Annotated in this window: 13 protein-coding genes; 3 read left to right on the top strand and 10 right to left on the bottom strand. The window is 61.0% G+C overall.

The genetic code is table 11. The features are described from left to right. Position 1: 1 nt before the first annotated feature. From CDO87_RS24225 to CDO87_RS24215, 3 genes are read right to left on the bottom strand one after another with little or no spacing between them, the layout of a single operon-like run. Positions 2-1,162, bottom strand: a complete 1,161-nt coding sequence (locus tag CDO87_RS24225; protein WP_088652160.1) for an acyl-CoA dehydrogenase family protein — start codon at positions 1,160-1,162, stop codon at positions 2-4. 9 nt (positions 1,163-1,171) lie between these two features. Then, the gene (locus CDO87_RS24220) at positions 1,172-1,951 is read right to left on the bottom strand and encodes an enoyl-CoA hydratase/isomerase family protein (RefSeq protein WP_088652159.1); all 780 of its coding nucleotides are present in this window, start codon (positions 1,949-1,951) and stop codon (positions 1,172-1,174) included. After that, positions 1,948-3,129 (bottom strand): acyl-CoA dehydrogenase family protein, encoded by a 1,182-nt coding sequence (locus CDO87_RS24215; RefSeq protein WP_028093906.1) that lies wholly within the window; start codon positions 3,127-3,129, stop codon positions 1,948-1,950. The genes CDO87_RS24220 and CDO87_RS24215 overlap by 4 nt, the downstream gene beginning before the upstream one ends. A 128-nt stretch (positions 3,130-3,257) precedes the next feature. On the opposite strand from CDO87_RS24215, the gene CDO87_RS24210 reads away from it, so the two are divergent. Together CDO87_RS24210 and CDO87_RS24205 are read left to right on the top strand one after the other, a co-directional pair. Beyond that, entirely contained in the window at positions 3,258-5,258 is a 2,001-nt protein-coding gene (locus tag CDO87_RS24210; RefSeq protein WP_088652158.1) for an FAD-dependent oxidoreductase, read from the top strand. A gap of 26 nt (positions 5,259-5,284) precedes the next feature. Beyond that, the gene (locus CDO87_RS24205; RefSeq protein WP_088652157.1) at positions 5,285-6,805 is read left to right on the top strand and encodes a class I adenylate-forming enzyme family protein; all 1,521 of its coding nucleotides are present in this window, start codon (positions 5,285-5,287) and stop codon (positions 6,803-6,805) included. 415 nt (positions 6,806-7,220) lie between these two features. Here CDO87_RS24205 and CDO87_RS24195 read toward each other — a convergent pair whose 3' ends face one another. Beyond that, a complete protein-coding gene (locus tag CDO87_RS24195) occupies positions 7,221-7,973 on the bottom strand; it encodes a glutathione S-transferase family protein (RefSeq protein WP_088652156.1) in 753 nt (250 codons plus the stop codon). Then, the gene (locus CDO87_RS24190; RefSeq protein WP_040608736.1) at positions 7,970-8,404 is read right to left on the bottom strand and encodes a DoxX family protein; all 435 of its coding nucleotides are present in this window, start codon (positions 8,402-8,404) and stop codon (positions 7,970-7,972) included. The genes CDO87_RS24195 and CDO87_RS24190 overlap by 4 nt, the downstream gene beginning before the upstream one ends. 98 nt (positions 8,405-8,502) lie before the next feature. Between CDO87_RS24190 and CDO87_RS24185 the strand changes: the two genes are divergently transcribed. Further along, entirely contained in the window at positions 8,503-8,931 is a 429-nt protein-coding gene (locus tag CDO87_RS24185) for a MarR family winged helix-turn-helix transcriptional regulator (protein ID WP_084658444.1), read from the top strand. A gap of 87 nt (positions 8,932-9,018) precedes the next feature. Here CDO87_RS24185 and CDO87_RS24180 read toward each other — a convergent pair whose 3' ends face one another. From CDO87_RS24180 to CDO87_RS24160, 5 genes are all read right to left on the bottom strand, one after another. Continuing rightward, on the bottom strand, positions 9,019-9,459 hold the full coding sequence (locus CDO87_RS24180) for a DNA-3-methyladenine glycosylase I (protein WP_368045175.1): 441 nt from the start codon (positions 9,457-9,459) through the stop codon (positions 9,019-9,021). Positions 9,460-9,823: 364 nt separating this feature from the next. Then, the gene (locus tag CDO87_RS24175) at positions 9,824-10,279 is read right to left on the bottom strand and encodes a PaaI family thioesterase (RefSeq protein WP_088652155.1); all 456 of its coding nucleotides are present in this window, start codon (positions 10,277-10,279) and stop codon (positions 9,824-9,826) included. Positions 10,280-10,300: 21 nt separating this feature from the next. Next, positions 10,301-11,005, bottom strand: a complete 705-nt coding sequence (locus CDO87_RS24170) for an AraC family transcriptional regulator (protein WP_254698509.1) — start codon at positions 11,003-11,005, stop codon at positions 10,301-10,303. A gap of 4 nt (positions 11,006-11,009) precedes the next feature. Then, positions 11,010-11,864, bottom strand: a complete 855-nt coding sequence (locus CDO87_RS24165) for an SDR family oxidoreductase (RefSeq protein ID WP_088652153.1) — start codon at positions 11,862-11,864, stop codon at positions 11,010-11,012. After that, entirely contained in the window at positions 11,861-13,798 is a 1,938-nt protein-coding gene (locus CDO87_RS24160) for an AMP-binding protein (protein ID WP_100931406.1), read from the bottom strand. The genes CDO87_RS24165 and CDO87_RS24160 overlap by 4 nt, the downstream gene beginning before the upstream one ends. Positions 13,799-13,861 lie beyond the last annotated feature (63 nt).

The following is a 13,861-nucleotide window of genomic DNA, read 5'->3' as shown; positions in this document are numbered from 1 at the left end:
ATCAATAAGACCGCGGCAGACCCATGACCTTTTCGCCGATGAAGCTGAGGCACAGCTCGCGGTTCACGGGCGCCGTGCGCAACAAGCGCACCAGCGGGTACATCTCGTATAGTCCCGTATCCTCGGTGAAGCCCGATCCGCCATGCGCCTGCAGCGCGGCGTCCACCGCTTCGATCCCGGCTTCGGCGGCGGCGTATTTTGCCATGTTTGACGACGCCCCTGCCGGCAGTTTGTTGTCAAACTCCCAGGCCGCGCGACGGGTCATCAGGCTGGCCATCTCGACCGCTGTGTGCGCCTTGGCCATCGGGTGCTGCACGCCCTGATGCGCACCGATGGGTTGGCCGAACACATTGCGTTCGGAGGCATAGGCCACGCCCTTGTTCAGGGCGAACCGGCCGATGCCGCAGCACAGGGCGGCCAGGATGATGCGTTCGGGGTTGAGACTGTCGAACAGGATCGAGAACCCTTCGTCCACCTCGCCGACCACATCCTCCGGGCCCAGATCCACCTCGTCGAAGAACAGGGTCCACTGTTCCTCGGGCAGGGGGATCGAGATCTTCACCCGCTGCTTGTCGACGCCCTTTTTCTTCAGATCCACTGCGAACAGGGTAAAGCCGTCGGTCTTGCGGCTGACCTCGGTATGCGGCTTGGTTCGCGCCACGACTAGGCAATAGTCCGAGACCTCGGCGCCAGTGATAAAGGTCTTTTCGCCCGACAGGCTGAACCGGTTGCCCCGACGTTTGGCCAGCGTAGTGGCCTTCATCGTGTTCGACCCGGCGCCCGGTTCCGTGATCGCAAAACAGAACTGGATATCACCGCGGCAGGCCGCCGGCAGCAGCTCTTTCTTGTGGAATTCACTCCCGTGGCTGGCGATATGAGCCAGCGACATGGTCGGCCCGACCACCATCATCAAAAGCGGAATGCCGTGATTGGCGGTGCCTTCCATGAACAGCGCCATTTCGGTCATACCGAGGCCCGCGCCGCCGTATTCCTCAGGCACCATGATGCCGAGAAAACCGTCGTCGGCAACCTGCTTGAACATATCGTGGGGAAACTCGTGCTTGCGCGCGTGTTCCAGCCAATAAGCATTGTCATATGTCTGCGCCAGCTGACCGCCATATTCGTAAATCTGGCGCTGTTCATCGTTCAGAGTGAATTCCATGTTTCGTCCTCAAGCCTTGAATTCGGGGGCGCGCCGGTTCTCGAATGCATCGAGCCCCTCGGCGACGTCATCGCTGGGCAGTGCGCGCACGGCGGCGTCACGCTCAAGCCGCATCTGCTGGTCGATGCCGAGATCTGCACCTTCGCGCGCCAGCCGCTTCATTTCCGCGATACCTGGGCGCGAGCGGGTCGCGATCTTTTCGCAATATTCCAGCGCGGCCTGGTGCAGATCCGCATCCGGTACGATGTAGTTGACCAGCCCGACCTCCTTGGCCTCGTCGGCTTTGAGCCAGCGCGCTGAGAACATCAGGTCAAGCGCCCGGCGTTCCCCCATTAGCCGCGTCAGCCGCTGCGAGCCACCCCAACCGGGAATCAGCCCGAATTGCGCATGCTGATCGCCAAACTGGGCGCTTTCGGCCGCAAAGCACACGTCGCAGGCCAGCATCAGTTCGATCCCGCCGGCCAGACACAACCCCTGCACTGCGACTACGACAGGGAGGGAGGAGGTTTCGAGCGCACGCAGGTTTTTCATGCCAAAGGCGATGAAATGGTCCAGCGCGGCGGGATCGTTCAATTTACCTTTCACTTCCACCAGATCGGCGCCGGTGCAAAAGTTCTTGCCTTGCGCCCGGATCAGGATCGCCCGAATATCCGGGTTCGCCTCGAATTCCGACCGCGCAGCAGAAATGCGCTCATGCACGTCAAGTGACAGGCAATTGAATTTCTCGGGGCGGGCAAGTTCGATGATGCCGGTGTTGCCCTCGGAAGTGACGAGGATGGGGCCGCTCATTTGGCGGCTCCCTTCGCCTTCTTGTCATACTGCAGCGCCATGCGACCGACCTTCTCGCGGGCGATCACCAGCTTCTGGATCTGCGCGGTCCCGTCACCGATCTGCAAGCCGAGCACATCGTTGTAGCGCTGGTGGTGGGGCAGGTCGGTGGTGTAGCCGTAATGTCCGTGCAGGATCAGGCACTGGTGCAGGATCTCGCAGGCGGTTTTGGGCAGGTACCATTTGCACATGGCGGCCTGAGAGGTGTGGGGCAGGCCACGGTCGCGCAGGTCCAGCGTGTAATAGCAAAGCTGGCGCATCATGGTAAGTTGGGTCTCGGCCTCGGCCAAGGGAAAGCTGACACCCTGATACTGCACGATTGGGGCCCCGAATGCCTCGCGCTCCTGAACGTAGGCCCAGGTTTCATCCACCGACGCTTGCGCGGCCCCCAGGCACTCCAGCCCGATCAGTGCGCGGGAATAGTCGAAGCCCGCCATGATCGTGCCAAAGGCACGGTCCTGTTCCGCCATCATGTTTTCAGCCGGCACGAAAACATCGTCAAAGAAAACCGAGCCGCGCCCGACAGGCTTGGTGCCGATGTCGTCAAAATGGGTGCGCTTGATGCCTTCCTGGTTCAGATCGACGAAAAAGGCGCTGACCCCGCGTGAGCCGCCGTCAGGATCGCCGGTACGGGCAAAGACGACCGCCGCATCCGCCTGACTGGCAAAACTCATGGATGTCTTTTCACCGTTCAGCCGCCAGCCGTTGCCGGATTTCTCGGCCCTCAGAATCAGGTTCGCCGCATCCGAACCGCCGCGCGGCTCTGTCAGGCCCAGGCCAATGACAGCATCACCCGAAACAACCTTGGGCACCCATTCCGACGCGATGTCCTTGGAGGCATGTTTGGCAACCATTCCGCCCATGAGAGAGCCCAGAAGCTGCACGTAACTTGCGTTGAAATCAGCATAGGCGATCTCTTCGACGATCAGCCCTGACGTGACAGAGCTTTCGCCGAGTCCCCCGAATTCCTCGGGCAGATCGGCCCCGATCAGCCCCAGTGCGCCCATCTCCTTGATCAGCGCACGGTCGAATGTATGGCCGCTGGCGCGTTCTTGATATGTGGGCGCAAGTCTTTCAGTTGCGAAGCGCTTTGCGGTCTCGCGAAACGCCTTCTGATCGTCTGTAGGCTGGAATTGCATCGGTGCTCCTCCCCATGAGCGAAAATCTTCTTTCCAAAAAAATCTAACAAATGTTAGATTGTAGATCAAGTGCAGTTTTGAGGAGGAGAACCGAAGTGAAAAATAGACCAGATGGAAGCTTTGAAACCATGCTCTCGCCCATCCGCGCAGGCCAACATACATTGCGAAATCGTGTCATCATGGGGTCGATGCACACGCGGTTGGAAACCGAGCCTGACGGCATAGCCAAACAGATCGCGTTTTACGCCGAGCGTGCGCGGGGGGAGGCGGCGATTCTGGTCACCGGCGGGTTTTCGCCCAATGCCGAGGGCATATTCGATCCAGAAGGTCCGCGAATCGATGGCCCGGAAGAAGCGCTTGACCTGCGCCCGATCTGCGAGGCGGTGCAGGCCGAAGGCAGCCTGATCTGCGCGCAACTCCTCCACGCCGGGCGCTATGCCAAGATCGAAGGCTGTGTCGCCCCGTCGCCGATCCGCGCTCCGATCAACCGTTTCATCCCGCGTGAAATGACCGAAGCCGACATTCTCCGTACCATCGAGGATTTTGCCGTGGCGGCCGCCAATGCGCAGGCCGCAGGCTTTGATGGCGTCGAGATCATGGGGTCCGAGGGATACCTGATCAACGAATTCACCGTCACCCATACCAACAAGCGCCAAGACGACTGGGGCGGCAGCGCCGCGAACCGCCACCGATTCCCGGTCGAGATCGTGCGCGCGGTGCGCGAACGTTGCGGCCCCGACTTTCTGGTCATCTACCGGATTTCGGCGGCCGATCTGATCGAGGGCGGCGCGCCCGCCGATGAAATTGCCGCACTGGCCCGCAAGATCGAGGCCGCAGGTGCGGATATTCTGAACACCGGCATCGGCTGGCACGAGGCCCGCGTGCCGACGATCGCCTATCCGGTGCCGCGCGGTGCCTGGCGCAAGGCGGCAGCCAACGTGAAAGCGGCCGTGTCGATCCCGGTGGTCGCCTCGAACCGGATCAACACACCCCAGCTTGCCGAAGACATACTTGCCTCTGGCGATGCGGACATGATCTCGATGGCGCGCCCGTTTCTGGCCGATCCGCATTTCGTGAAAAAGGCGCGAGAGGGCCGCGCGGACGAGATCAACACCTGCATCGCCTGCAACCAGGCCTGTCTGGATTTCATCTTTTCTGACCGTCCGGTCGGATGTCTGGTCAATCCAAAGGCCGGGCGTGAAACGGAATTCCGGGATACGCCAGCCGACACGCCAAAGAAAGTGGCCGTCGTTGGCGGTGGTGCCGCGGGCATGGCCACAGCCGCCGAGGCGGCGCGGCTGGGCCATGCTGTCACGCTGTTCGAGGCGCAGGACAAGCTGGGCGGTCAGCTGAATCTGGCCCGCGCCGCACCGGGCAAGGACGAATTCGACGAAACCCTTCGGTATTATGCCGGTCAGATGCAAAAACACGGGGTCACGCAGCGTCTGCGGCAGCGTGCTGACGTGAGCGATCTTGAAGGCTTCGACCATGTGGTTATCGCCACCGGGGTCATGCCGCGCATTCCCGACCTGCCGGGTATCGACCATCACAGCGTCGCGACTTACGCCGAAATTCTGTCCGGCGACCGTCTGGCGGGCGACCGTGTCGTCGTGATGGGGGCAGGGGGCATCGGTCATGATGTGGCCGAGTTCTTGGTGACCGAACCCGCCAAGACTGCCAACTCCGACGTCTTTTGCGAAACCTGGGGTGTGGACCCCGAATTTGTATCGTCGGGTGCCCTGGCGGGCGACCCTCTGGCACCGAAACCGTCGCGCCGCAAGGTCGTTATGCTGCAACGCAAGACGGCCAAACCGGGCGCGGGGCTTGGTGTTTCGACAGGGTGGATCCTGCGCAACGCGCTGCGCAAACATGGGGTCGAGGCAATGGGCGGCGTGACCTATGAACGTATCGACGATGCGGGACTGCATATCGTCGCGGACGGAATGCCAAAGGTCATTGCGGCCGATACAATTGTGCTATGCACCGGTCAGGAACCGGAACGGACCCTGGCCCAAGAGCTTGCCGCGCGCGGCGTCCCGGTTACGATGATCGGCGGGGCAAAAGAGGCCGCTGAACTGGATGCGCTGCGCGCCATTGATGAGGGCGTGCGCCTGGCGCAGGGTCTCTGAACCGAAGGCCGGGCAAGGGGTAAACCATGCTGACCGACGTCATCCGCGCGGGGCGCGCTGATCTGTATTCGATCTTTCGAACCCGCGCGCAAGACTGCGCCCGCGCCCTGGCCATCGAGGACGGCAGCAGGAAATTGACCTATGCCGAGCTGCTGGAGCGGGTCGATCGTCTGGCTGCCGTGTTTCTGGCCAGGGGCGTTGCGCCGGGCGACAGGATTGCGATCCTGTCGCACAACCGCTCTGAATACCTGGAGGTCGAACTCGCCGCAGCGGGAATCGGCGCGATCGTCGCCTGTCTGAACTGGCGGCTTGCTTCCGATGAACTGCGGCACTGCATAGATCTGGTCGCGCCGGTTCTCGCGGTCGTCGAACCGGACCTTTCAGAAGCTTACCGGGCCGTCGCGGCAACGCCCTGTCTGATTATCGGGCCGGATTTGGAAACGGCCATTGCCGCGGCCGGACCGGACCCGCGCATCGGAACCATGGTCGACGATCCAGAGGCTGGTCTGACGATCCTTTATACCTCAGGGACCACGGGCCTGCCCAAGGGCGCGCTCATCAGCCACCGCGCGCATATCGCCAGATCCATGGCTTTTGCGGCGCAGCTGGCGCTGGACCCCGGCGACGGGTTTATCGCCTGGGCGCCAATGTTCCACATGGCGTCCACCGATCATGGGTTGGCGACGGTCCTGCGGGGCGGAACCGTGGTGATGGTTGACGGTTTGCAGCCTGCGGTCATCAACGAGGCTCTGTCGCGCCACCGGATCGGCTGGTTCGTGATGATGCCCGGTGCGCTGGACGCCTTTATCGCAGAACGACGCGCCAACCCTTTGCCGCTGAAGGGTATCAAAGTTTGCGGCGCCATGGCCGATCTGGTGCCGCCGCATCAGATCGCGGAACTGACAGCCCTTCTCCACACGCCCTATCTGAATTCCTTCGGCGCAACCGAAACCGGCCTGCCGCCGGGGTCCGCCGATCTAATTGCGCCAGGTGTGACTCCGGACCGCCTTTCCAAGCGCATCAGCGCACTTTGCGAGGTTCGGCTCGTCGATCCCGACGACCAAGAAGTGACGGATGGAACGCCAGGCGAAATGGCTGTGCGGGGTCCGACATTGTTTTCAGGGTACTGGAACGCGGACGACGCCAATGCCCATGACTTTCGCAACGGCTTTTTCCACATGGGCGACTTGTTCCGGCGCAATGCGGACGGAACCATCGACTTTGTGGACCGGGCCAAATACTTGATCAAGACCGGCGGCGAGAACGTCTATCCTGCGGAGATCGAGCGTGTTCTTCTATCTCATCCCGGGGTGGTCGATGCCGCAGTCGTACGGGCATTTGACGTGAAATGGGGCGAAAGTCCGGTGGCCTTTGTCGCCCGCGGCAAGGACGGGCCGGATGCCGAAGCGCTGATGAATTTGTGCCGCGACAACCTCGCAGGCTACAAACGGCCGCGCGAAATTCGCTTCATCGCGTTCGAGGATTTTCCCAGATCGACCAGCGGAAAGGTCCAGCGGCATGTCCTAGAAGCGCGGCTCGCAGATTAATTATTGCTCCGACCCGATCGTCACCCCGCCACGCCCGTTCGCCCCACTAGCGAAATAAGCGTTCCTGTCATCGTTGCGACGAGCTTCTCATCCCCGCCCTTTGGAGTAGCCCCCTGAAAGTGGTCCACCAACCGGGATAGATTGACCCGCGATTGACGTGCTGCCCTCTGTCGGACCACACGGCTGGAGTTTTCCCGGGGGTTTGAGCTCAGGCGGATTCTTCGATCCCTGAGCCATTCATCAGCGCGATCGGTGGTTTGTTCCCGGTTGCGCTGTGGGGGCAGCAGGTCACCCGGCGCTTCGCACGGACGGGCATGGAATGCCGGCAAGTGCCGGTTGGGGCTGCTGCGGGCCTTCAAGGGAAAGTCGGCGACTATCCGATGTGCGGGACAGAGCGGGTATTCACCAAGCGAACTCAAACGTCCGGTTCTGCACTGCGGCCCGACAGAACGATATCAAGTGATCGGCGATCAGCCGATTGCACCTGTGTAACAGTCTTCTTCGGCCCTCCTGTCTGCATGATCTGGGACAGGTAAGAATTGCGCCGTCTGATGAAGTCACGCAGAAGAGTCGGGTAGTCTTCACTGACGGCACTCTTCACAGAAACCCGACGCTCCAGTTCATATCGCCAGGCCCTTACACGGGCAAGCCCTGTGAAGACGCCAAACTCTCCGATGGCGTCAAAAACGTCGAAATAGCGGAAGACCGGGCCGAATACGACATCGACGAGGCTGAACTGGTGGCCGTCGAACCATGGTCCCTCCCCAAGCTCCGCGTCCAGCCGAAGGAATTTTGCGCGGAGCGCCGCGACTTTTGCTTCCAACGCTTTATCGTTCGGCGCCGAGTAGAACCCCGCAATGTCGTTCAAGACAGCAGATCCAAATTCAATCCAGGCACGGTGGCGGGCGCGATCGAGAGCGTCGTGCGGATGAAGTGCGTGGGGTTGTGTATCCTCAAGATATTCGAGGATAACCGCAGATTCGAAAATCGGCGTCCCGTTCACAACCAGGACAGGCGTCTTGCCCAGCGGAGATATGGCAAGAAACCAGTCGGGCTTGTTCGAAAGATCGATGTGAGTTCTCTCGAACGTGACACCTTTCTCAGTGAGCGAGATCGCTGCGCGCTGCACATATGGGCAGAGCGCATGGCTAATGAGGTGGAGGCTCATGTTGTCTCTCCCTCCATCTGCACGTTGCCGGGCGCGAAGGAGGGGCTGAGGGCGAAACGGCCGTCGCCCAGAAGTCCTTGCACGACGGCAAGCAGCGTCAGATAGGCCGGGTATTCCCACCCGCCGTTCTCGTATCCGAACATCCAGCCGTTTCCTGAGTGAGCCCAGGTTGCTCCGGCCAAGATGGGCACGGTCGCCGACGCGACCCACCGAGCCTGTACGCCGAGGACCAAAAGGGCACCGGCAATCGCCTCGACTGCAAAGATCATATAGGCAAACCAGCCGGGCAGCCCGATCGAAACGAAGAACTGCGCCGTTCCGGGAAGTGTGAAAATGAAGAGCTTGAGAAACAGGCTGTGCGCCAGGAACATGATACCGAGTGCTATACGGAGCAGGAATATCCCAAATTCTGTGAGGTGCGATTGTGACATGATATGATCCCATATGTCGATGCATTTGCATCTATATATAGCGCGTCACATGCGACGTCAAGGTTGATGCACTTACATGTATATGATATGTGCTGGATATGAACGAGATTGACCATGCTACTGAGGCCGCCTGGACAGCCCTCATGACTAAAAGCCGCGTTTTGCTTGAGGCTGTCGAATCGTCTCTGAAATCGGCAGGATACCCGCCACTTGCATGGTATGACGCGCTTCTCGAACTCGAGAAGGCAGGCCCGGACGGACTCCGTCCATTCGAACTCAAAGACCGGATTTTGTTACCCCAATACGGTACATCGCGGTTGCTGGACCGCATGGTGAAAGCAGGGCTGGTGGACCGACGGAACTGCTCGGAAGATGGGCGAGGTCAAAACATTTCTATCTCTGAAAAGGGTAAATCTGTCAGGAGGGCGATGTGGCCGATCTATGAACGGGTTCTGTCGGAAAGGATCGGCGCAAAGCTGAAACCCAAAGACGCCGCTCAATTGGCCACGCTACTCTCAAGGCTCTGAAGTCTCGGTCGACTGACGCGAAACCTGTCTGTGACTTTCCACGCTAAGTGGCCCTGATTTTTTTCACGTTAATTGGCCGACAGTTGCCTATGTCGGTGTGCGAAGGGTGTTTCGGGCTGTTCCGACGTCCTTTCGCATCCAACAGACTTCTGCGTGATCGTTGATAAATCCCATGGCCTGCATGAATGCATATACGGTGGTCGGTCCCACGAATTTGAAGCCAAGCTTTCGTAGATCTTTGGACAGGGTCTCGGACGCTGGTGATTTGGACCGCATTTGTGGCAGTGCGTCGTCCTTGGCAGGTTCATATAGCCAGATGAATGCAGCGAAGGAGCCTTCCTCTTGGACGACCTCGAAAGTACGGCGAGCGTTGTTGATCACGGCTTCGATCTTGCCTCGATAGCGAACAATTCCTTCATCGGCAAGTAGGCGCTCAATGTCGTTGTCGTCAAAGTTCGCAACTCCCGAAAGTCGAACCCGGCGAAGGCAGCACGAAAATTCTCGCGCTTGGCCAGAATGGTGCGCCAGCTCAGCCCTGACTGGAAACTCCGGCGTGACGGCAGCCCATCGGCACCGTGGGCGTCCATCCGTTCCAATTACGGTTGCAGCATCAGGCCGCTGCAGCATAAACTTGAACAGAAACCGAACCAGATCCTCCGTTACGATACAGTCTCAGCTCTCCGAAAAACCCTGACGACGGACAATCGGCGACCGCACTGCTAAAGGCTAACATTACCGCTTGGCAGGTCTGAACCTGCTGGCGGCGATCTGGATACCGCGCGAGCCTACGGGAAACGGTTGGCCGAGGTCGCGAGCCGCTGGAACAGCTGATCCAGCTGTCTGAATAATCGGCCCGGCCGCCCGGATCGGATGTGCTGCGGCCGGGTTGCGCTCAGTCCGCGACCCCCGCCCGCCCGATCAGCGCCATGAGCGTTCCGGTCATCGTTGCGACGAGCTTTTCATCCTGGCCCTTCACGGCATAGGCACGCGCCTCGCATATGGTCAGCGTCCTGCCTGGTTTCACCACGTCAGCGACGAAGCGAAACCGTGCGCCGTCCGCCGGGTTGAGTAGGTTGATCTTGAATTCGGCCGTCAACACTGCCGCGTCCGCTGGCATCAGCGAAAAGGCCGCGTATCCGCAGGCGCTGTCCAGCGCTGTCGACACGATTCCGGCATGCAAAAACCCATGCTGCTGGGTCAGTGCAACCTGATGTGCCATTTCCAGAACGATGCGGCCGGGTAACAACTCGGCAATGCTGATCCCCAACGTGTTCATTGCCTTCTGGCGATCGAAACTGTTGCGCACGCGTGCGTCATAGTCGGGGTTTTTCGGTTTGAATTGTGTCATGGCGGGTCTTCCTCTTCGATTTCATTCGTCAATGACCAATCTTAGGCGGTCTTTGAGGCGCGTATCTTGTAGCAAAAGGTCAAAACGACGCGGAATAGACAGAGCGCGCAACGCGCCGGGCGGTTTGCCGGCGAAGATCCGGCAAGCGGCGGACAAGTGAGATTGATCGTAATATCCGGCGTCCAGCGCCAGATCGCTCAGCGGCAGGGTCTTTGACGCAAGCTGCCCGAGAGCCCGGCGAAAGCGTCGCAAGGTCGCAAGCCGCCGCCGCGACACGCCGGTTTCCGCCCGCACCTTTCGACGTTTGGTCCGGTCGCTGTAAGCTCCGGTTGGTGCGGCAAAGCGCAGGTCTCTCGCAAGGCCGTCAAGCACCGCGATGAGCGCAGGCAGGTCATCGTCCCCGGTCTGAATCCGGGCCAGTTCTGAGGCCAGCATGTCCAGCCCTGTGGAGTCGGGAAATCGCTGCGGTCGTGACGACAGTCGCAGCCCGGCCACGACACCCTGGAATGGCCTTGGGCGGGGCGAAAAATAGGGGCGCGGTTCTGCCAGCGATACGCGCCCGCCGCCGCTGTCGTCGCGCGTTACCGAAAGGGTAAAGAGGTCGGTTGCGAACCGCCCGCGTCCACCACCGCTCAGCACACCGGTATCGCGGAACACGAACAAATGGTCGATCTGTTTGGCCGCTTCCTCAGTCGGCGCCAGTTCGAGATAAAGCGGCGGCGCCATCAGGTTACTTGACGAAAGCATCCCGGTTCTCGGCGACGAAATCGGCAAATCGGCGCGCCGGGCGTCCCATCACATCGCTGACCGTGGTCTCGATGCCGGCAAGGTAGCCCTTGGGCGCGATGGAAGCCAATTCGACCATGGCTCTGGCGACCTCGTCCTGCATTCCGCCAGCCACCATGCCCGCCTTGGCATTTTCGGCCGACAGGGGTGCGCAGGTGACAGTGCGCCCGGTCACCCTGGACAGGAGGGCGGCGATATCTTCTCCGGTAAGAGCTTCGGGCCCGGTCAGACCAAGAGCCTTGCCTTCGTACCCCGGAGCGGTCAGCGCCTCGGCGGCGACATCCGCGATGTCGCGGGCGTCGACCCAGGCCACAGGGCCGCCCAGATCGTCGTAATAGACCCCATCTTTTGCAATATTGCCGGCCTGCCAGAGCAGGTTCTGCATGAAATAGGTCGGCTGGACGAAGGTCCAGTCAAGGCCGCTTTGCTTCAGCAGTTCCTGGGTTTCGGAATGCCATTTCCCAAATGTCAGCCCCGCCTTGGGCGAGGCGCCAAGCCCGGTGGCCACGACAACATGGCGCACCCCCGCGGTCTTGGCCGCCGCGATCACATTCGCCTTCCACTGACGCATGTCCAGATGGGCAGGCGTGACCAGGTATATCTTTTCTGCCCCGTCACAGGCCCGCGCCAGCGCGGCAGGGTCCGTGAAATTCGCAACGACCGCCTCGCATCCTTTGGCTTTTAGCGCATCGAGCCTGGAAGGGTCGCTGGTGACAGCACGCACGGTCGCGCCTTTTGCCATAAGCGTATCGACAAGAGGGGCGCCGGTGGTGCCCGTGGCTCCGAAAACAGTGATCATGGCTTTTCCTTTTGCAGGTCTGCGATGGGTTGAATGGTTTCCGGGTTGCTGATCGACGACAGATCGCCCGGATCTTCGCCCAGGAAGGCCGCGCGCACGATCCGGCGCATGGTTTTCATGCTGCGGGTCTTGGGCAGGGCCTCGACAAAGTGGATCTCGCGCGGGCGGAAGGGTTTCGAGACGATCTCTCCGACCCGATCCTTGAGCCGCTCCACAAGCTCTGCGTCAGGCGTGACGCCCTGGGCTGCCACACAGACGCAGACGACGGCCACGCCTTTGATATCGTCGGGTGCAGCAATGGCAGCGGCGTCCACCACCTCTCCGGTTTCGGTCAGGGCCGCCTCAATCTCGGGCGGGCCGATGCGTTTGCCGGCGATGTTCAGCGTGTCGTCGGACCGGCCCAGGATATACCATGTCCCGTCCGGATCGCAGCGCACCCAATCTCCGTGTCGCCACATGCCCGGGAAGGTGGACCAATAGGTTTCAAGGTAGCGCTCGCGGTCGCCCCGGATGGCCGGGGTCAAACCCAAAGGCGGTTGAGTCACCACCAGTTCCCCCACCTCGCCCGGCGCGGCTTCACTGCCGTTTTCCCGCAGCACCTTGGCGCCGACGCCAAGTGCCTGGGCCGAAAATCCGCCGGGCTTGATCTCGTGTAGCACGGTCGAGGTCAGGATCGCGCCAAAAAGCTCGGTCCCGCCCGAGATGTTCAGCGGCACGGCGCGGCGGCGGCAGATATGATCGAGCTGCCAGAGCCAGGCGTCGTCGGTCCAAGGTTCACCGGTCGAGGCGACAATCCGCAGGGGCGACAGGTCGTAGCCCGACAAAGTTTCCGTATCCTGCGTCATGAACTGCCGTATCAGAGTCGGGGCCACGCCGAGATGTGTGACCTCCATTTCGGACGCAAGACGCAGCAGCCTGAAGGGATCGCCGGACATTGATGGTGCGCCCTCGGCCAGTACCAGAGTCGAACCGGCCAAGAGCACCGACAATAGGGTGAGCGGTCCCATGACCCACCCCATGTCGGTCATCCAGAGGTGCCGGTCGTCCCGTTTCATGTCGAGACAAAGCAGGATATCGGCCGTGGCCTTCGCCTGCACGCCCAAATGGGTATGCACGACGCCCTTGGGCCGCCCGGTGGTGCCCGAAGTATAGGCGATCAGAAAGGTGTCTTCGGCCTTGACCGGAACGGCGGCAAACTCCGGACTGGCGCGGCCTATGGTTTCGCTCCAGTCCAGATCGCGGACCGGATCGGCCACTGCACCGCCGAACCGTCGCAGGCTGATAACGGTATGAACCGATGGTACGTCGGTCAAAGCCTGGGCAAGGGTCGCCTCCATCCAGACCGGCTTGCCTCGTCGGGGTGTGGCATCCGCTGTCAACACCGCTACGGCATCCGCATCGCTCAGGCGCGATACGATGGCATGGGGCGCAAAGCCGGAGAACAGCGGTACCGCAACCGCGCCCAGCCGCGCGATACCCAGAAGCGCGGCCTCGATTTCGGGGATCATCGGCATATAAATGCCCACCGCCTGACCCGGCATTACACCGCGCGCGGCAAGGGCCGAGGCGACGCGGGAGGCTTCGGCGGCAAGGTCGAAGTAGGTCCAGCGACGGCGGCTTCCGTCTTCACCGACCCAGTCGATTGCGGTCTTGTCGCCCAGGCCATCGGCAATTCGGGCGTCAAGACAGGTTTCTGTCAGATTCAACGTGCCTCCCACGGCCCATCTGATCGATTCGGGCCCTGTGGAGATATCTCGCAACCGGGTGTAAGGCTGCGCGAACCGCATGCCGGCATGGTCGATGATCCGGCCCCAGAACCATTCGGGCTCTTCGTTCGATAGGCCGACGAGCTCCTCGTAGCTGTCAATCTCACAGTCATTCAGAAAAGCGGTCAGCGTGCTTGTTCGCTGGATTTCAGAGCTTGGCTGAAACATTCGCAACCTTTCTACAATAAAAAGGGGCCGCACATAAGGCGCGGCCAGTCGAGGAGTAACTCT

This window comes from Sagittula sp. P11, from assembly GCF_002814095.1.
Lineage (GTDB): Bacteria > Pseudomonadota > Alphaproteobacteria > Rhodobacterales > Rhodobacteraceae > Sagittula.
This window is presented reverse-complemented; position numbering and strand designations above follow the sequence as displayed.